Origin of the sequence: Paenibacillus sp. FSL K6-4396 (assembly GCF_038002525.1) — a bacterium.
GTDB classification, from domain to species: domain Bacteria; phylum Bacillota; class Bacilli; order Paenibacillales; family Paenibacillaceae; genus Paenibacillus; species Paenibacillus amylolyticus_B.
Genome location: NZ_JBBOCR010000001.1, coordinates 1,233,893 through 1,253,775, shown reverse-complemented (window position 1 = coordinate 1,253,775; position 19,883 = coordinate 1,233,893). Strand labels below are relative to the sequence as shown.

General features: G+C 47.9%; 17 protein-coding genes. 6 read left to right on the top strand and 11 right to left on the bottom strand.

The window, feature by feature from the left end:
- Positions 1-3: 3 nt before the first annotated feature.
- The 5 genes from MHB85_RS05530 to MHB85_RS05510 all read right to left on the bottom strand — a co-directional run bounded on the left by MHB85_RS05530 (position 4) and on the right by MHB85_RS05510 (position 5,800).
- Positions 4-1,017 (bottom strand): alpha/beta hydrolase, encoded by a 1,014-nt coding sequence (locus tag MHB85_RS05530; RefSeq protein WP_341072588.1) that lies wholly within the window; start codon positions 1,015-1,017, stop codon positions 4-6.
- Between the two features lie 92 nt (positions 1,018-1,109).
- Positions 1,110-2,225, bottom strand: coding sequence for a hypothetical protein (locus MHB85_RS05525; protein WP_341072587.1), 1,116 nt, complete (start codon positions 2,223-2,225; stop codon positions 1,110-1,112).
- A 288-nt stretch (positions 2,226-2,513) separates the two neighbouring features.
- Complete coding sequence (locus MHB85_RS05520) at positions 2,514-4,541, bottom strand: hypothetical protein (RefSeq protein ID WP_192132864.1); 2,028 nt, start codon at positions 4,539-4,541, stop codon at positions 2,514-2,516.
- Entirely contained in the window at positions 4,516-5,418 is a 903-nt protein-coding gene (locus MHB85_RS05515) for an ABC transporter ATP-binding protein (protein ID WP_192132862.1), read from the bottom strand. Before MHB85_RS05515 ends, MHB85_RS05520 begins: the two co-directional genes overlap by 26 nt.
- Entirely contained in the window at positions 5,411-5,800 is a 390-nt protein-coding gene (locus tag MHB85_RS05510) for a GntR family transcriptional regulator (RefSeq protein WP_036606399.1), read from the bottom strand. Before MHB85_RS05510 ends, MHB85_RS05515 begins: the two co-directional genes overlap by 8 nt.
- Positions 5,801-6,942: 1,142 nt before the next feature.
- Between MHB85_RS05510 and MHB85_RS05505 the strand changes: the two genes are divergently transcribed.
- Together MHB85_RS05505 and MHB85_RS05500 are read left to right on the top strand one after the other, a co-directional pair.
- Positions 6,943-7,848 carry a futalosine hydrolase gene (locus tag MHB85_RS05505; RefSeq protein WP_197997767.1) on the top strand — a complete coding sequence of 302 codons (906 nt, stop codon included), beginning with the start codon at positions 6,943-6,945 and terminating at the stop codon, positions 7,846-7,848.
- The gene (locus MHB85_RS05500; protein WP_091015692.1) at positions 7,845-8,687 is read left to right on the top strand and encodes a 1,4-dihydroxy-6-naphthoate synthase; all 843 of its coding nucleotides are present in this window, start codon (positions 7,845-7,847) and stop codon (positions 8,685-8,687) included. The genes MHB85_RS05505 and MHB85_RS05500 overlap by 4 nt, the downstream gene beginning before the upstream one ends.
- A gap of 727 nt (positions 8,688-9,414) precedes the next feature.
- Here MHB85_RS05500 and MHB85_RS05495 read toward each other — a convergent pair.
- Together MHB85_RS05495 and MHB85_RS05490 are read right to left on the bottom strand one after the other, a co-directional pair.
- Positions 9,415-10,038, bottom strand: coding sequence for a pyroglutamyl-peptidase I (locus MHB85_RS05495; RefSeq protein WP_192132858.1), 624 nt, complete (start codon positions 10,036-10,038; stop codon positions 9,415-9,417).
- Between the two features lie 21 nt (positions 10,039-10,059).
- Positions 10,060-11,061, bottom strand: a complete 1,002-nt coding sequence (locus tag MHB85_RS05490; RefSeq protein WP_192132856.1) for a Gfo/Idh/MocA family protein — start codon at positions 11,059-11,061, stop codon at positions 10,060-10,062.
- A 548-nt stretch (positions 11,062-11,609) separates the two neighbouring features.
- On the opposite strand from MHB85_RS05490, the gene MHB85_RS05485 reads away from it, so the two are divergent.
- The 4 genes from MHB85_RS05485 (at position 11,610) to MHB85_RS05470 (ending at position 16,537) form a co-directional block, all read left to right on the top strand.
- Positions 11,610-13,337, top strand: a complete 1,728-nt coding sequence (locus MHB85_RS05485) for an AraC family transcriptional regulator (RefSeq protein ID WP_192132854.1) — start codon at positions 11,610-11,612, stop codon at positions 13,335-13,337.
- A 99-nt stretch (positions 13,338-13,436) separates the two neighbouring features.
- Positions 13,437-14,510: a FecCD family ABC transporter permease gene (locus MHB85_RS05480; protein ID WP_081745833.1), complete on the top strand. Its 1,074-nt coding sequence runs from the start codon at positions 13,437-13,439 to the stop codon at positions 14,508-14,510.
- Positions 14,511-14,512: 2 nt separating this feature from the next.
- A complete protein-coding gene (locus MHB85_RS05475) occupies positions 14,513-15,529 on the top strand; it encodes a FecCD family ABC transporter permease (RefSeq protein WP_091015698.1) in 1,017 nt (338 codons plus the stop codon).
- A gap of 60 nt (positions 15,530-15,589) precedes the next feature.
- Positions 15,590-16,537, top strand: a complete 948-nt coding sequence (locus MHB85_RS05470) for an iron-hydroxamate ABC transporter substrate-binding protein (RefSeq protein ID WP_341072586.1) — start codon at positions 15,590-15,592, stop codon at positions 16,535-16,537.
- A gap of 134 nt (positions 16,538-16,671) precedes the next feature.
- Here the strand turns inward: MHB85_RS05470 and MHB85_RS05465 are convergent, their stop codons facing one another.
- From MHB85_RS05465 to MHB85_RS05450, 4 genes are all read right to left on the bottom strand, one after another.
- The gene (locus tag MHB85_RS05465; RefSeq protein WP_149846355.1) at positions 16,672-17,094 is read right to left on the bottom strand and encodes a macro domain-containing protein; all 423 of its coding nucleotides are present in this window, start codon (positions 17,092-17,094) and stop codon (positions 16,672-16,674) included.
- Positions 17,095-17,335: 241 nt separating this feature from the next.
- On the bottom strand, positions 17,336-18,328 hold the full coding sequence (locus tag MHB85_RS05460) for a TIGR02452 family protein (RefSeq protein ID WP_192132851.1): 993 nt from the start codon (positions 18,326-18,328) through the stop codon (positions 17,336-17,338).
- Entirely contained in the window at positions 18,321-18,806 is a 486-nt protein-coding gene (locus MHB85_RS05455; RefSeq protein WP_192132849.1) for an NADAR family protein, read from the bottom strand. Before MHB85_RS05455 ends, MHB85_RS05460 begins: the two co-directional genes overlap by 8 nt.
- A 94-nt stretch (positions 18,807-18,900) precedes the next feature.
- Positions 18,901-19,839: an NUDIX domain-containing protein gene (locus tag MHB85_RS05450; protein ID WP_192132847.1), complete on the bottom strand. Its 939-nt coding sequence runs from the start codon at positions 19,837-19,839 to the stop codon at positions 18,901-18,903.
- Between the last annotated feature and the right edge of the window lie 44 nt (positions 19,840-19,883).

Sequence of the window (19,883 nt, the reverse complement as noted above, 5' to 3'; positions counted from 1 at the left end):
TGCTCATCGACTATACTGTTGCATAAAGCGTACTGCCGAATGTATCGCCTGTTGACCAGCTTCACTCTCCAGATCAAATTGATAATCATGTCCCAGCTTCTCTGACGAGTTCGAGAAAAATAAAGTTTCCGTATCAACATCAAGTCGCTTCAAGACTTGTGCCAGCTCAATCGATTGACCGGTCAACGGGTCATCATTGCCTGAGGTAATGAATGCAGGTGGGTACGCTGCTGTGGCCTGAAGCACGGTCGACATTTCATGCAGGCGTGGATAGTCTTCAAATGTTTTGACTCCCGTATATGACCAGAGAAATGTACGTATGAGTGGAAAGCCTGTTTCCGCTACTGTGCTCAGATTGTAAGGACCACAGAATAGAAGAACCCCACGTAATTCTTCTGGCTGAACGGATGGTGTTATATTCATGAGCTTGGCAAGGGATGGATTCGTCACCACTGCCGCAGTCTGACTTGCAATCTGGGCACCTGCCGAATTGCCTGCGAGAAATATGTTTTCCGGGTCACCCTGATACTCGCTGACATGGTTCTTCACATACATCAAAGCCTGATTCGTCTGGATCACGGGAGTGGGATATGTCGTATCTGGTGCGAGCGCATAATTCATACTGACGACAACGTAACCCTGCTTGGCTAATTGTACGGCATACTCTGCGATGTCCGCTTTGTCTCCCAAGACCCATCCACCGCCATGAACCCACAGCACGACAGGCAAAGGTTCCGAAGTTACGGAAGGATAATAGATATCCAGCGTACTGTCATTACGCCCTTCGTCTGCATAGAGTACATCCGCAACACGAGTTATCCCATCCGAGAGCATAGTGTCCTTGTTATTCATGTCTGGATTAGCAGTTTCAATTAATGATTTTAATAAAAACACCGTTATTTTAGGTGTCCATTGTGCACCAATCCCAATAAAACCTATGATCAAAATGAGTACAACGCTGGGAATCCAGTACCGTTTACGTTTAAAACCTTTTGCCCCCGTACGTTTCGTTTCCAATTTGGACTGCAATAGTTCCACCTCGTTCCATCATCATCGAAGCGTCTTTACATCTAAAGTGGTGTACGTAGCAGGGAGAATCAGGTTTCCTCTTATTTGGGTCTCTTCGCGATTTCCTGTCTGACTTTCACATACGTAGTAGATACTTTTTGCTCCAGTGTATGAATGTTTTGTTTTGTGCCTGTCCACTTCTCTGCTGCAGAAGCCAATGTGTTCAATGAGCTGAGTACACGTGACGTTTGGCCTTGCTTTGTATTCTGTTTGAACTGTTGTAGAGCATTGGAATATCGTTCTTTTGCCAGAGTTGCCTGTTTTTTAGCCGTTTGAATCTGTTTTTTCGCCGAGTCGGCCCCTGCTAGCATAGCTCGTAAGCGTTTTATTTCAGTGTTCTTCCGTTTACGTGCTTCAGCAAGTTCCTTTTTCTTGATCCGGATGTCTTCTCTGGCAAGTTTCACAACGGGTCTCAACGTCTCTGCCTGAGTACGGATCGCTGCAGTCCATTCCTTATTTTTGATGGCTTTGGCTGCATCCAACTGTCGATTGACTGAACTATAGAGGGCGAATAGCGGCTCATATCGGGCTTGGGTTTGCTTTACCTTTTCAGCTAGAGCTGCGTCCTTCGCGTCATCGGTTTGTCTTATTTCTACACGTAATCGCTCCAATTCCGCGGTATTGGCGGCATGAAGTGTCTTTATTTTTTGTTCCCAAGCCTGCTCTTGTCTCTTCCAGTTCCCCACTTTCTCGTACGCTTGCTTCAACGTTAACTTGGTTTGTGCATCGGCTTTGTTCAAAACGGAATCCCAGGCTTTTTGCGCGGTTACGCCAAGATCTATGCCCGCAGCCTCCACTGAAGAAGCAAAATAGATCGTGCCTGCGCTGAACAGAATTACAAGCCCTATGAGCAGGCGTGATCCGAAAATAAGATGAGCGAATGATGGCAATTGACGACGCCGGACGTTACTTTGTTCCATCATTTGACTATAGCTACCTGCTATTGGAGAAGGGAATAGAATGTCACTCGTCTCCATTAAAGATATATCTTCTGTAGCTATATCTTCGATATGCTGTCGACCCTTCTTTCCTTCTACCAAGCCATGATGTTCCATGAAGTGATGTGAGCTTGATCGTTCCAATGGGGAACGACCACATACCATGGCTAGCATCGCCTCCTGATCACCTATCGTTTCCTTCCATGCTTCTGTTTGCATGCGTCTCTACACCCTTTCTTCTAAAATATGTAGCAAAATAGCCAACGAAATCAGCGAACGACAAAAAAGCACCCGCAAGTCAGGCATTAGCCTGCTCTTACGGGTGCTTCCCTCATAAGCCGTTCCATATGAGATTCGATTGAACGAGTCGCTCGAACCTTTCCTTTTTCTAATATATTCCATTCGTTGTATCTGGTCAAGTCGTGCTAGTTTGACTGGTCTAATATCAACCCTTTAATCAACGGGAGAACCCTTCCCGCTTATCGATAACAACTGATATAGCTTAGCTTATTGATTGACCAGAATAGCTTTCATTTCCTCGGTCAGATCCTCTTCTTTCAGCATCATATAGATGTTCTCGCCACGAGTTACATTCAACTTGATCTGATAAATGGTATCTTTCTCTGTTAGATAACCAGACCGTTGACGTTTGAGCAAATCACTAATGATTTCTTTGTTTTTAGTCGCTATCTGTTTGTTACCACTTAGATTTCCATCGATATATTCTGGCTCCGGAGTAGTCCACTGAAGCGAACCCGGACTGTTAATCTCCTGCTTCGCAAACTGAGCGGAGACAATCTCATCTGCCTGGACAAGCAACTGGTCATATAATTTGTTCTCCTTCAGCCAAGCCAATACCCGATCATAGCTAGGTTTGATCTCAAAATTCCACATCTCCCTCGGTTGAAACGGATCTTTTGAAGACGAATCCTGATTCATCTCTGCGTAAGCAAACGACTGCCACGGGGAGCGCTGTTCTTCATAGGTCTGATCCAAAATGTCCTGTCTCAAGAGTTCCTTGAATTCACGGACTTGCTCCGGATTGCTAATATACACCTTTCGGTATGAACTAGTGGCAGAGCGAATGCCAAAACTTAATGCCTCTTCTTCCAGCTTATACGTTTCAAAGGCAACTCTTTTGTAATCCTGGGACTGTTTCAGAGCCATTAATTCCTGATGGAATTCCGTTTCTGGGATGTAGTATTTACGTTTCATCACCTTGCCGTTATCCAGCTTGTAGTTAATTAATATAGACTCATCATTACGCATACCTGTATTAATTGGATCATCCAGTAAAGGAAGATCGGAATCCACAATTTTTTGATGAAGAGCGATAACTGCCCCCATGTATTCCGGATCATTAGAATAGAGGTGAGCATCGTCCTTTTTCTGACTGACACCGTTACTGTAGGTATAACTCTCCCCGCCAAGCTTGATGCTGTTCACCTTGCTCATTTCAGGCACTCGAGCGGCGTATCCATTCCAGTCGGCAATAGGTACGTACAGTATCAGACCAGCGATGATACCATATAGAATCAGCTTGGGTAACAGCCTGCTGCTCCAGATCAGCCATGTTTTGCGAATAATCATCTCCGCAACGATATAACCTACAATTCCGCCGAGGATATATCCGAATATTCCCCATCCAGCTGATCCTCTTGGAGCAATCATTGTAAAGTAACCTCCGCCAATCAGAACCAATGTAAACATCAATCCAAAGCGGAATATAGGTTTTATAAGCTTAAACGTAACTGCTTGAGTAGCAGATTCAACCTGTCTCTTCGCATAAAGTACATAGGTTAGAGGAATAAATAGGATTGCAAATATCGCATAGATAATTAACTCCTGACGGATTACAGGGAGGATACTGATCGAACCCACACGCAGGACAAGTGAGAGTTTCTCCGCATTAAAGCCCACTTCTTCAAAAGCATATCCGAGCAAATAATGCTGGAGATGAAGTGACATAATGAACCATACGACAACAGGTAACAAGACGAGTGCGTACACGGTGAGTCCCTGCAATACAGATTGACCTATACACATGCCGACCGCCACAGTTAGCATGAACATAAACAGCGAGTAGATACTCATGCTCAAGCCCCACATCCAGATTGTACTGCCATCGAACAGAAACGCAGGTTGATCCAGTACCGCCCATACCCAGCCGGTAATCGCAGTTGTAATCCAGATTGGAATCAGGATCATGGCATATCCGGTCAACAGATTAATCGTTAATAGATGTTTACGACGTAACGGCAAACTATGGAACAGATCCGAAGGTGCACCAGATTGAATGTACCGAAAAAGAAAGATTCCAGCCGCTACGGGCAGTGTAATAGCGAACAAAATCTGCACTTCACCATTGGCCTGAAACAAACTTGTAATCTGCTGTGGCACGTCCCTGTACTCGGTAGCGATATATAACGGAAGTGAGAACAACAATGTGATGAGAAATAAAATGCCTATCCATCCATGCTGTCTGAAATTTTGGATCAGGATGCCCCGGTTACAGAACAATCGGTTGAATATCATACCCTGCGTCCTCCATTTCGTAGATAAAGATTTCTTCAAGCGTCAGAGGCAGTACATCCAGCAGGTACGGATCATGTATACGGAATTGATCGGTTACCTGTTGTCGGTTGCCTTTGACAATGTACAGGGATACGCTTCCCCGTTTCTCTTCATGCAAGATATCAATCTGCTCATCCATGGCTTTGGCATGGTCCGGGTGGCGGAAAGCAACCTGGATTTTATGCGTATCGGCCTTCAGATCATCAAGATCCTTCTCTACAATAATTCGGCCTTTGTGCATAATCGCCACATGGTCACACAGATCTTCGATCTCACGCAAGTTGTGGGACGAGATGACAATGGTTACCTGACGCTCAGCTGCTTCCTGGAACAGCAAGTTTTTGATCTGCTGACGCATGACTGGGTCAAGGCCATCAATCGGCTCATCCATCAGCAGTACTTCAGGCATACAGCTAAGTCCCAGCCATACGGCTGCCTGACGGCGCATGCCTTTGGACATGCGATGTAACTTGCGTTTTACATCCAGTTTGAACACGGTAGCCAGTTGCTTGAACCGGTCCTCATTCCAGCGCGGATATACCGAACGATAAAATGCAGCCATCTGAGTTATTGAAGATTGCGGGAAAAAGTAGGGCGAATCTGCCATAAAAATGGTGCGGCCTTTGAGATCCATATTTTCATAAATCTCATTATCTTCGATACGAACTGTTCCGCTGTCCTGACGGTAAATGCCAGCCATCATTTTGAGCAGCGATGTCTTGCCTGCCCCGTTGGAACCGAGCAAACCATAGATCGACCCCTTATGTATGTGCATCGTTACGCCATCCACTGCCTTTTCCTGTTCAAATGCTTTGACGACTTGATTCAGCTCAATCATGAGGCTCCTCCTTCTCTATACGGGCCATCGCTTCCTCAAACAAAAGCGTCATATCCGCTTTTGTCAAACCGGAATACGAAGCTTCTGCAATCAACTTCACCAGAGACTCTCTGATCTCATCTCTCATGGCTTCATTCGGATGTTCCACTGACGATGATACGAAGCTCCCTTTTCCCTGCAAAGAATAAATGTAACCTTCACGTTCAAGCTCACGATACGCTTTCTGAATCGTATTTGGATTCACGGTCAGCTGCGTGGATAACGCACGAACGGAAGGAAGCTGCTCGTCGGGCTTTAGAATACCGTATACGATCATTTCTTTGACTTTGTCCACCAGTTGCTCGTAGATCGCCTTACGGCTGCGTACATCTAATTCGAACATCCCGCACCTCCTTTCTGTAAATGTGTGAAATAACCTATGGGTTTTAAATGACTGTATCTGAAGTGTATTAGGTGTATTAACTGTACTACTATTATTAATACAGTTGAATCGGATTGTCAACTGTTGACTTTGACTTCCTGTTTTATTCGGAGTACGTTAATAAAGATAGGTTATATGGTTTAATTGACATATAAAACTATTGGAAGCAAGTTCATTTCGACTTAGGACGCGGCACGATCAGGGTGACGTTCACATGAGGTGAGGCAAAACGGCTATCTGAAGCGATATGGCTAGATGTGGCTACTCGAAGTGATACGGCTACCCGCAACCTTCGCTTGACCGCTTTTGACAGAATTACATGCAAAGGTTGTTCAGGTCTTTCCCCTTCCGTTATGATGGAGATGAAATATTGTTCAATAATCATTGTATCTTTGTTACTTTTTTGAGCGCGTTTAATCTGATTGATTGTTAGGTCTGTTATGCGTATATATGTTGTGTTATAGACCTATTGTCTGCACAAACGGTAGGCCGTACAGTAGGCCGCTAAATCAGAGTTAGCGAGACTGTGTACTTGCTTTAAATTCGGGTTTGCACAAATGGAGCTACTATGCAGTGTCGAGTGTAGACTGGGCCCGTTATTCATTTGGCTTGTTGGTCTAAAAATCCGAAGGTCTATATATCATTCGCGTTGAATGGGTCGGGCAGACTCCAGCCTTTTCAATCGTTTATCTGTTCGTTTGGAGGGCCAACTCGTGCTGTCCACACTGAGCATACATATTGTAGATATGTCTTTCAAAGGGTGGACACGGACATAAGCAATCAACCTGGAATTGATATTCAACATATAGATTATTTGAAAATTTTAGTCCTTAAAAGTCTATATGTAGTGTTTCATTTTCCTGAATGGATATAGTATCTTTTGAGAAAAAGTGTCCACTCTTTGAAAGACAAAATGAAGATAAATGTCCTTTTGTAGTGAACAAATATGTGCCCGAATTCCATTTATACAAGTTGAACTATAGATTTACACAGAAATATACAAGCCAGTAATAACTCAAAGAAGTGTAGCTAAAAGCTTGTTGTAAGATAGATGCTATGGAAGCATATGCTGCGCCTCTAATACCTCATAAGGAGAATCCGAGATGAATGAACATAGACAGGATGAAGATCAGAATAATAAACCAAACGCATCATTCGAAAATAGTGGACACCACGGTGATTCAACTGGGGAAATAAACACTTCAGATATAAGTCCGGTACAAGCAAATTCATCACAACGTGTGTTAATTGTAACCGCGGTTGATGCGGAAAAAGATGCAGTCCTCCGTGGTTTGGGAGATACGGCCGCGGAACGTTTTGACGTCATCGCAGCGGGCGTTGGCCCAGCCTCGGCCGCAGCAGGAACAGCCGCTACATTGGCATATGCCGTAGCGGCTGCAAGCACTATGGCGTTGGCGCACGGTTCCACCGCGCCAAGCCCATCGGATGTGGCACAGACATCTGCCACATCTTCAAGGCCGGGGCCCCTTGCCGGGACCGGTAGTTCACCAGCCTACATGCTGGTGATCAGTGCCGGCATCGGCGGCGGGTTCCCCGGCCGGGCAGACGTCGGCTCCCTCGTGGTAGCCGACGCTATGGTTGCTGCCGATCTGGGTTCGCAGACGCCAGACGGCTTCCTTAGTGTGGACGAGCTCGGATTCGGCTCGTCCATTGTGGCGGCGGACGCGGAGCTTGCCGCTCGCCTGCGCCATGAGCTGCAGCGGGCCGGGCTCGCTGTCAGCGGAGGCACTGCGGTCACCGTGTCCACGGCGACCGGAACAGCGGAGACGGCCGCGGAGCTATTGCGCCGCGTGCCGGATGCCGCCGCCGAAGGCATGGAAGGCTTCGGCGTGGCAACCGCTGCCCAGCAGTTCGGCGTGCCAGCACTCGAACTGCGGGCCATATCCAACGCGGTCGGTCCACGCGACCGCGACGCTTGGCGCATCAAGGATGCCCTCGATGCGCTTCAGGCTGCAAGTTCCATTTTACGGGAGGTTATTACATCATGAAAATTGCATTTTCCCCTTGTCCAAATGATACATTTATCTTCCACGCGTGGGTGCACGGGTTGATCCCGGGCGCACCCGAGCTGGATGTCCGTTATGCGGATATTGATATTACCAATGGTCTGGCGGCAAATCCCGATGGACCCGACACACCTGAAGTAATGAAAATATCTTATGCAGCATTGCCATACGTGTTGTCTGACTATGCTCTACTCCCTGCTGGTGGCGCACTCGGCAGAGGATGCGGTCCTTTGGTTCTTACCGCAAATGGCACGACCGATCCAGCCTATCTGTCTGGACGGAGAGTCGCTGTACCAAGCGAGCGCTCGACAGCATACATGTTGTTCCGTCTATGGGCAGCACAAAATGTTCCTGGCGGCGTAGGTGAAATTGTTGTCATGCCATTCGACCAGATCATGCCTGCTGTTCGAGACGGCAAGATCGATGCCGGACTTGTTATCCATGAAGCACGCTTCACATACCAGAACTATGATCTCAAACTGATGACGGATCTTGGTAACTGGTGGGAAAGCGATACGGGTCTTCCGATTCCGCTCGGAGCAATCATTGCACGTCGCAACATGGATGCTCACGCCCTCGCCGGATGGGCACGCGCCTCCGTTGAATATGCATGGGCGCACCCGGATGAGTCGAGAGCATACGTGATGGAACACGCCCAAGAAATGGACCCTGACGTTGCTGCACAGCATATCGGACTGTACGTTAATGAATTTAGCGCCAACCTGGGCGATGATGGGTATGGTGCGATTACTGCACTTCTTGGTCGTGCCATGAAGGAAGGACTTGTTCCCGAGTTCGATCTTGATCTGTTGCGGATCTAACATTTGATTGTTTTCAGCTATTTCTTTAGTTATTTCTTTAGCTATTTTGTGGGCTATAATCTGTACGCTCTACATCTAACGCACCTTATTTAGCCGAATATCATGCGTTGAGAATTCTAACGAATCTCAGACACCTTATTCGGGTAAATCTTGTTCAAATTGCCGATAAACTCTCACACTCAAGCACAATAACGATCCTACGATTCGTTAGAAATCGGTAAGTGCGGATTTTCGGCTAATAGCGTGTACTCGATTCGTTAGAGTCCTGCATAGGGTACATTCCGGGATAAAAACTTTTTAACTAGCCAGGTGATGGTGGTGTCCCAGGGTCTTGTTTTTTATAAGAGCTTTGGTAGCATCAAGATACTTGCTTCAAACTAGTGACCTCACTAACCATCTTGGACTTCACTACCCATGACACATGACACATAGCACACGAAATAGAAAGAGCTGTCCCTTAACGTCAGACTTATGACGGTGGGATAGCTCTTTTTTTGACTATATATATAACTCTATATTCACTTCATACTTACACTCATACCTATCATCCTACTCAACCCAGGATAGAAGCAGAAAGAAACCCATGCAACTCCACACTCTCCACGTCATCTTGGAACTCTACTGTAACCCTTCCCAACTCACCGTTCTCCCATTCACAACTGTGGTCTACGAATAAACCATCGCCTACGCTCTGCTGCAACCGCAGCCGAACGACCGCAAGCATACCCTATGATTTCGCCACAACCGTGCGAATCATGATCCGCAGCGCATCCAGCATCATGGGAATTGGTAGCGAAGGGACGGAAGGCTGCAACACAGCCATCGCTGTCGAGGCCGGAAAGTGTACAAATCCGGCACGGATCGGAAGTTGCCCTACTCGAATGTGATCCAGTACCCGATACATCGTGTTGTTGCAGATATATGTACCTGCTGTATTAGACACGGTAGCTGGAATACCCGCTGCGGACATGTCATTCACCATGGCACGTATGGGCAACGTGGAAAACAAACCGTCCGGGCTGCCATCTACAATTGGCTCATCCACAGGATGCTGTCCTTGGTTATCTGCATAGGAGCCAGGCGGAATGTCTTTGACATTAACGGCAATCCGCTCCGGTGTGATGCACGTTCTGCCCTTGGCCAGCCCACAGGCGATGACCACATCTGGCCGATAGGCTTCCATCTCTGCGATCAGCAGGTCTGCACATTCATCAAAGTGCACGGGCAACAACACTGTTTTTAGCTCAGCACCCTCGATCACTTCGTTTGCAAGAGCCTCCATTAACGCCCCCGTCGGATTCACCGCATCTCCGCCAAAAGGCTCAAACCCGGATATCAGAATTTTCACCATCACACGTCAGCTCCTGTCTGTTTACTCCGATTTGTAACGCAATCCCCACTGGCCCCGGATCGTGTCCATCAACTTCATGATTTCCAGGGATTCGTCCAGTTTAATAGTATGGCTCTCCGTTCGGCCTTCAAGGATGCAACGTCCCGCTTCTTCTGCCTCAAAAGCATAACCAATGCATGTTCGATCATCCGTAAACTTCTCGGGCTCGTCCTGACCATTCACATGCAGATAGGCTTCTTTACCCGCCAGGAATAAAGGCAGACGAATCTTGCCTTCCGTACCGTATATGACCGCTTCATTACTGAGGTTCAGACGAATGGCAGCACTCAGTGAGGCAGAACGCCCCTCGGAATAGGATAACAATACGGAAAATTGCTCATCCACACCCGTCTCACCGATATTGGCCGTACTCCATACATGCTGGGGCTGTTCGCCAAAGATCATCGAAGCAAAGGAGATCGGGTACACCCCTGCATCCAGTAAAGCTCCTCCACCCAGATCCGGATTAAGCAACCTTCCTTCCGGCTCCCAACCGGCACGGAATCCAAAGTCTGCCTGCAGCAAACGTACTTCACCGATTCGACCTTCTGCGATCCATGCTCTGGCTTGAGCAATCGGCGGCAAAAAGCGTGTCCACATCCCTTCCATCAGGAAAAGATTGCGCTCCCGTGCCGTCTCCACCAGTTGCTCCAACTGGCGTGCATTCATCGTAAACGGCTTTTCACAGAGCACCGCCTTGCCTGCCTCCAGACAAGCCATTACATTTTCCTTATGCACAGGATGAGGTGTTGCCACATAGATAATATCTACTTCAGGATCTTGCAGCATCTCATCATAAGAACCGTAAGCGCGTGCAAAACCATAATCAGCTGCAAACTTCTCCGCACTTCCCGCTGTCCGTGAACCTACCGCTGCTTTCACAGCGTTTCCTGCATGCTCCAAATCCCTTGCAAACTGGGATGCAATCCATCCCGTGCCCATAATGCCCCAACGTACTTTTTCCCGTCCCGCTACTTCTGTCATATTAAAGCCTCCCTACTGCAAATGGTGTTAAAAAGGTTCATGATTCAGATCAGGCCAACAGGTTATCCCCTTTATTTTACCAAAAAGAAAGGCTTACGTCAGAAAACGATTTCGATTATGTGTTCTCATTAGAATTCCAGTTCATCAGGGACTCGAACATCTCTGTGTACATTTCAATTCTCCAGTAGATTTGCTAAGATTATCAGCAGACGAGGAGCCAAAAGGTCTTGTCCCTTGGCATGGTTGTAACCAGCAATAATCCTGTTAAATCAACCATCACACCTGATCAACAACATCCTATCCCTGTCTTACAGGTTAAAAAAATATCTGACAATACTGCGAACGGGCCCTGACAGACAAGGCAACCAATAATTATACTCCAGCGTCTCCGAGCTGACGGTAAGCTCTTGGTATAGTTTTCACAAAGCGCGATCCAGATTTTGCACATGTGTCCACACGGCATGATCCGGATTCGAGCGAATATAGTCCCGTTCCCGATTCAATCATTAACCAAATAACTTTTCATAAGAGAGGAGGTCGCAAGCACCATGACTACCATCCCCAGTACCACCCACAGCGGCATGAATCCACACACTTTACATCAGCAGACGAGTCCCAATTTAGAAAAGGAACCCTTAAACCGGGCAGATCTGGATGCATTCCTGAATGATACCCTGATCGAACTTCGTCAGGCAGAACATATAAACCATGGAAAATGGCGCTGGTCCACTACTGAACTTGCTCATCATACCTTTATATACATGCACAAATTCACAGGCGAACTAATCATAAATGGGACCGAATCCCACATGGCTCGCAAATCAGCTTGTCTGTGCACACCAGGAACTGCAATCGAGCTGATCGGAGATGAAGAACATGATATTGAACTATATATCATTCATTTCGATCTGTATCGGGCTACGGAGAAAACAAAAGCGAGACGAATCTACGAACGTGAGCTCAATTCTCCTGTTACAGGCTGGATTCAGGGCCCATTTTACGGTATACAGCGCATTGCCGCACAGCTTACACAATTAACCAGCGAAGGTTTGGAAACAGGCTTGAAAGCACAGCTCCTCCTGACGGAACTGTTACATATGCTCTGGCCTCAAGAAGAGCCCACTGACGAAACGGCTGGACAGGATGAACCGGAACAGTGGCTCAGGTCCACCCTGCAATACATGCGCGAAAACTACATGCACGAGATCAAGCTGGAAAATCTGGCCGAATTGGCTGACATGCATCCGTCCTATTACTCACAGCTATTCAAGAGTCGCATGCAGAAAAATCCGATTGAATATATCACGCATCTGCGGATGAACCGGGCCAAGGAATTGCTGCTCACTTCCAATCTGCGTATCCGTGATGTGGCTCGTGAAGTGGGTTACCGTGACGAATTTTATTTCAGCAGACGTTTCCGAAACCATGCCGGTTATGCGCCAACTTCCTATTCGAAGCAGGTCCACCGAAATATCGTGTCACTCTCCTATCCATACACGGACCACCTGATGACACTTGGCATCACGCCATGCGCAGCTCAGATCCAGGGTCACCTGCCTCATCTGCCCAAATCGCTGGCACTGCCCTTCCACGCTTATGAACCGTGGGAACAGGGACGTCAGGCTTTCCTCGATGTGAATCCTGATTTGATTCTGACCAAGGACAATGCAGCTGCCAAAGCGATGGAGCATATTGGCGATGTCGCTCCCATCATCACGATTCCCTGGAACCAGACAGATGTCTTCGGTCATCTGCATCAGATTGCATCCATTGTGGATCGTACCCAAGCAGCCACAGATTGGCTGGATCGACATGAACGCAAGGCAGAGCGTGCACGCAAAAAAATGAAGGAACTCGTCGGAGATATTACCGTTGCCGTTGGCACGTTAACGCCTAAAGGGCCACGGATGTACAGCCATCGGAACTTCGGACATGTCTTTTACCGCAGTCTGCAATTGGCCGCTCCTCAGCGCATTCAGACCGAACTGGCTGGCAAACCTCCCGGCGTTGGATTCAACTGGCTGCCCTTCACACCAGGCGAATGGGACGGACTGGAGGCGGACGTTTTGGTACTGGCGATTAATTCTATGCATGAAAAGGCAACACTGTTGAAAGAGATGGCTTCGAATCCACTGTGGAACAGCCATCCTGCGGTAAAAAACGGACGTGTACATCTCATCGACTGGAACTCGTGGGTCGTATATGCTCCATATTCCATCAACATCCAGCTCGATGAAGCGCTCTCTATGTTGACGAACAAACCTTCACTTATGTAATCTAAAAAATGTCCATCTCCAAAATCTTAATTTATGCCATGTACGGGCCTGAATTAAGATTCTATAATGATCACTAATTGATAATGATAATCAATAACAATGAAATACGTTGTTGGTACCAAAGGAGTGACCCGTATTCAACATCCGGGACTGCCACATCGTCCGTCTAATTCAAGAAAATCTGCAGTGACCGTTGGGCTGACATTTTTGTCTGCCATAGCCATACTGCTGCTAAGTATGTTTGTCGCCATCTCTTTAGGTGCCAAAGGGCTAACGCTGGAAACCGTATGGGCTGCCATATTTCAGTACAACCCGGCTTTGACACCACATCAGATTATTCATGAACTGCGGCTGCCTCGTGTCCTTGCCGCGGTTATTATCGGTGCTGCCTTTGCCGTTGCAGGAGCTTTAATGCAAGGTATTACGCGTAATCCGCTGGCAGACACGGGCATTCTGGGCATCAATGCTGGAGCCACTTTTGTCGTAGCATTGAGTTTTGCCTTTTGGCCCGGACTGCCATACGGCTGGATTATGTTTTTATCATTCGTGGGGGCTGTTCTGGGCACACTGCTTATCTTCCTGCTTGGCATGGCAGCACCGGGTGGTCTAAATTCCATTAGACTGACCGTTGCCGGGGCCGTTATTGCAGCCATGTTAACCTCGCTCAGCACAGGCGTTGCCATTTATTTTGACCTGAGTCAGGATCTGGCCTTCTGGTATGCAGGAGGTTTTGGCGGAATAGAATGGCGGCATCTGAAGCTGATTCTTCCTGTGTTGCTCGTGACACTGGTGCTGATTATGCCACTCGCCCGGCGTGTATCGCTTATGTCACTAGGTGAAGAAGTGGCGATTAATCTGGGGATCAACCTGCGCTGGACGAGGTTTCTCGCCCTAGCAGCGGTTGTTGTCCTGGCTGGCGTGTCCGTGTCGGCAGTAGGCTCGATTGGATTTGTCGGACTGGTCATCCCTCATATCTCCCGCAAACTGGTGGGTGTGGATTATCGACTCATCATTCCGATGTCTTCTCTGCTTGGAGCGATATTACTGGTGCTCGCCGATCTGGGCTCACGCATTGTGAACCCGCCCGAGGAGCTCGCGGTAGGCATTATGGTCGCCTTTGTTGGAGTACCGTTCTTCCTCTATCTGGCCCGTAAAGAAAGGAGGGCCTTGTAGTGATGAATTTTAATACACCTTCACGAGGTAAACGTTCAATAATCGTCAGTATCACGCTGCTCTGCATCGCCATTGCCGTTATTGTGATCAGCCTGAACACGGGAACCATTCGTCTCTCCCCAGCGGCTGTGTTCCAGACTTTACTTGGTAATGGCAGTTCGGATGATCAGATTGTACTGTTTGATTACCGACTGCCTCGCATTCTGGTAACTGTACTGGCCGGAGCGGGACTTGGTATTGCCGGAGCAGCCTTGCAAGGGATCACCCGCAATCCATTGGCGGACCCGGGCATTCTGGGATTACATGCAGGGGCAGCATTTGGACTAATGGTGTTTGTTAGTCTCTCCTTTACGATGGATGGCTCTGTGGCCTTGCTGATTCCGTTGTTCGCTTTTGCAGGCAGTGTTGCCGCCGCCCTGATCATCATGCTGTTGTCTTATGATCGCCATAACGGCGTATCACCCATTAAGCTGATTCTGGTGGGAATCGCGGTAGCGGCCGGGTTCCATGCGTTAACACTCTATCTATCCCTGCGTCTGGATGAAGACACTTATTCCTTTGCCGCTCGCTGGCTCGCAGGAAGCGTCTGGGGCCGGGATTGGATTCATGTGCAAGCTTTGCTTCCCTGGGTGGTGCTATGTATCTCGTACATTTGGAGTCGATCCAAAACACTTGATGCCTTCAATCTTGGAGATGCTGCCGCAACCAGTATCGGGACACCTGTCCGATCCCAGCGTGTGATTTTGCTGCTCTGTGCCGTGGCTTTGTCTGCCGTAAGTGTATCGATGGCTGGTGGGATCGGCTTTATCGGTCTGGCCGCACCACATCTGGCGCGTAGGCTTGTTGGTCCGATGCATCGGCATTTGATCCCTGCTGCCGGGCTCATCGGCATGGTTATTCTGGTGACCGCCGACACGGTCGGGCGAACGATCTTTCAGCCTAACGCCATTCCGGCAGGTGTAGTGGTTGCTGCGATTGGCGCACCTTACTTTTTGTACCTGTTAGTACGAAGCAAGTGATCTTTTTTTCAAAAAACAATAAAGACATCCAAGAGATGTTCAAGGAGAATGTGACTACCTATGTTACAGAAAAATCTTATGCTTGTCCTGAGTATCTGTCTGGTGCTTGTACTCGCTGCCTGTGGAACGGCCAATGATTCATCATCTGCTTCTGGTGGTTCGTCTACGGATACTTCAACCAACAATCAAGACAACAGTGCAAATACGGGAGAGCAACGCATTGCCTCCATGTCGATCCACCTGACCAATGATCTGCTGTCTCTCGGCATTACGCCGGTTGGTTCTGTTATCGGTGGAGAAGCCAAAGGTTTCCTGTCCCATGTTGCTGATCAACTTCAAAATACAACGCCACTTGGTCCGGTTAAAGACCCGGATATGGAAGCTTTGCTTGCCCTGAAACCCGATGTGATCTATCTGGACGAAGAATTCTCCGGTGGTGATATTGCCAAATTCGAAAAAATTGCTCCGGTGCATGTCTTCAATCTGGATGACGGTACATGGCGTGACCATCTGAAAGAAATTGGCAAACTCGTGAATCGCGAGAAGGAAGCCGAGCAATACATTCAGGACTACGCGACTGAGACGGAAGAAGTGAAATCTCTGATTCATGACACGATTGGTGATGGTACCGTAATGGCGATTCGTGTTACTGCCAAAGAATTACGTGTGTTCAGTACACGCCGTCCCATGGGTCCCATTTTGTATGATGATCTTGGTCTGACTCCTGCCAAAGGGATTACAGATATTGATTCGACTAAACCGTATCAAGTCGTCTCCCGTGAAATATTGCCGGACTATAATGCAGATGCAATCTTTGTGGTTGTGAATTCGGATGATGAAGCCCAAACCATGTTCAAGGAGCTGCAAAACAATCCGATCTGGCAAGGTCTGAAAGCCGTCAAAGCCGGTCATGTCTACCCGATTGGGGCACAACCTTGGCTCGATTACTCATCGATTGGTAATAAAATGGCCATGGATGAAGCCAAAGAAATGTTCTCCAAAAAATAACCAAAAAAAACCTCACTTTGAAATCGGAACAGCGTTTGTATGAATCATACGTACACTCTATTCCCCTCAAAGCTGAGGTTTTTTGCTTTGGACCTGTCAGCAAGCTGCAATCTATCCTCTTCCACCAAGTACACTCACACTGTACAGACAATAATCTCAACATCCGTGTCGGCAAAAGCTTTCTGAATAATTGGGCTGACTTTCTCCCATTTCAGTCTGTCCAACCCGCATCCTATTCGGGGCATAGCCAGTTTAGTGATGCCTTCCATCACACATACGTCCCGCATGGATTCTACTGCATTCGTCAACGATTGGTACGTCGGCTTATTGGAGAACTTTGCTTTGGTGACCAGATTGAGCGTCCGTCCTACCGGATAACATCGTCCAATCTCAAGCGGCTCTTGTTTGGCCTGTTCTTGAAGATTCTCCAATCCGAATCGCTCCCGGAACTGGACCGCAATGCCCTTCCCCATCCTTGCATCGGCTGATATGCAGTGTGCAAGCGTGTAATCATCCCCCAGTTCAAATAAATCCTGTTCTCTCTCATGAAACTGCATCGCATTCCTCTCCTTTATCAAGCGCTCTCATTCAATAGTTGAACTAAAGATTATTTACACTGACACTACGATGACAGAACAACCTTCCAATCGCTGTTATCCCCAGATTTTTTCGATTCCCTTTTTCTAGACGGGAAAATCCAGGGATAAAGGCGAACGCTTTGCTTTTTCAGGTTTTTTCTGTCCTCTCCGTTATCGTGCAAATGATTAGTTCAAACTATGTAGATCCCTTATTTTTTTATTAGGCCTCTGCCAAAAAACGTTGAAACGCCTTTAATGTTCTCTGACCTGCTGATCGATCATATACGGCAAATACAATTCGTTCAAAGGCGTCCTTACATGCCTCTCCCACTAACACATCATGAAAATACTTCGCTACCACTGCCGGATCATTGCGAAATACGCCGCAACCATACGCGCCCAGAACAATCGTGCGGTGACCATTCGCAGAAGCCACGTCCAGAATATAACGGATGCGTTCCTTCATCACCGACTCAATCTGTAGATCATCCGCTTCTCCACGCTCTTTCACCACACCCGCATTCACCGCCGGCGCAGTAATGAATGATGATACATAATACTTGTCCAGCAGTCGGTCTTCATCATCACGGATCACCGGAACATCCGGTGAATAGATCATATAATTCGAATATAGGCCCGATCGCTGTTTGCGATTGTAATCGTACATTTCATCCATTTGAGCGATGCACGGGTATAGTCCTGTCGCTCGGGCCAGACTCTCTTCCTGTGCCTGACTTCCGCCAAGGAAGCCACCGCCAGGATTTTTTGCCGAGGCAAAGTTTAGACAGACCACATCTTCTCTTCCTTCTGCTACCGTCAAACGTGAAGCGGCTCCAAGTGTAGTCTCGCCAGTAACCTCAATGCGAACTGACACAGCTTCAACCTCAGCGGATGAAGCTACGGGTTGAATTCCAACGTGAGCTTCTGTACGACGCTTTTCTCCGAGCGCGGACAATTCTGCTGGACGGTATAAGACCGAATTTCGGATCGCTTGCTGCACATCGTTACTTATCTCAACCTTGCGATCATAACCATTTACATATTGCCCTTCATCCAAAATAGTCAACGTCTGCTGTGCGATATTAGCCCGCTTGGAACGTGAATTAGAGCCACCATTACCAGTTGATCTATCGGGTTTACTGTCGTGGATATAACGTCCACTGCTATTTTTGTTTTTGCTGCTATTGTTCTTATCCTGTTGTTGATCACTCATCTGAATCACTTCCTATATCTTCTCTTAGACGGGTCAGAATCTCACCCAGCCAGTTGGTTCCCCGCCATGTTCTTCGATTACGAATGCGCGGGTCTTCCTCCGCCAGTCCCACACCCCAGATGCGATCTTCCGGGCTTGCTTCCACAAGGGTCGTTCCACGAGTGGCACGCAGCGCGGTTAGCAGTTCTTCGTTTTGTGTAAATTTGGCCCAATTCCCCTCGTAAACAATGCGCTGGCACTCAGCTTCCCATAACGTCTGGTCGAAACCTGCGACCTGTCTGCCCAGCTTTTTTTGTACCGAAGCAGAGCTTGCCTTCAAAATCTTGTCTGCGATGGTCTGATCCCGAAACAGCAGTGCTTTCTGGTGCATCATGTATTGCTCCGCACTCGTGTAGTGAACCCCGTTCACGGTAAAGTCCGCCGGGTGCCACTGTGAGAACGGCGATGCTGTCCGCCAGAAAAACGTAAACTTTTCCATCCATATCCCCTCTTTACTTGCTCCTCATGTATACAGCGATCCGGGCCTCTGGCCTGAGTCACTTCGTACGAGTTCATTAATTCCTACCGTTTTTCTATGGTGTATGCCTCTCTGGATTCAATCTGTATAAACGTGATGGTCGATGACCGGCACTGCTCGCATAGTCCCCCGTCTCAATGACCCAATCGGCGATTTTGCGCCGGAAAGCAGCAGCCAGCAGTTTTTTGCCACTGATGATCTCATGTACTTTCTGAAGTGCAGTCAGTGTGAACGTCTCCGGCATCAGATTGAATGCAATATCTGAATACTCGATCTTGGATCGCAGACGCTCAAGTGCGTAATGAATGATTTTGGCATGATCAAATGCAATCCCCTGAACCTCATCCAACGCCAAATGATGGCTCCGCACTTTTCCTTCTATCGTTTCTTTTGTCTCAACAATGGCCGACAACTCTTCTGTTCCATTGGTCAAAATCAATTGCAGCCTGCGTTCTGTCACACGTCCACGCTCATGGATATGGCGTTTCTCTTCCAGAAGACGCTGCTCCACACGAAACCAATTGGCCTCACTGGCATCATCACCGGCCTGAAGCTCCAGCTCGCTGCTATCCACCAGCGCCATATAGGAACAGCTGATAACCCGTGTACGTGGATCTCGATCGACATCTCCCCAGGTGTACAGTTGCTCCAGATAAATATCATCCAGCCCCGTCTCCGTCAACAATTCCCGCCGAGCAGCATCTTCCAATGATTCCTGCATGGAGACAAATCCGCCCGGTAAAGCCCACTGTCCCAGATAGGGATGGCCACCTCGCCGAATCAGCAGCAACTGGAGTTCGGGTTCCGCAAGCTTGCGATAATTCTCCTGAGCTTCACTGCGAATCGTAAATACCAACATGTCCACGGTGACGGAAGGACGTTCATAATCGCCAGCATCATAGCTGTCCAAAAACTGTTCTTCACTAATATGTGCCTGATCCTGATGCTCCTGGTAATTGGGAGCATTTCCTCCAGAGGAACCTTCGTTAGTCATACGATATAAACCCCATTCTGTTATTAACGTTTTGTTATTAACAA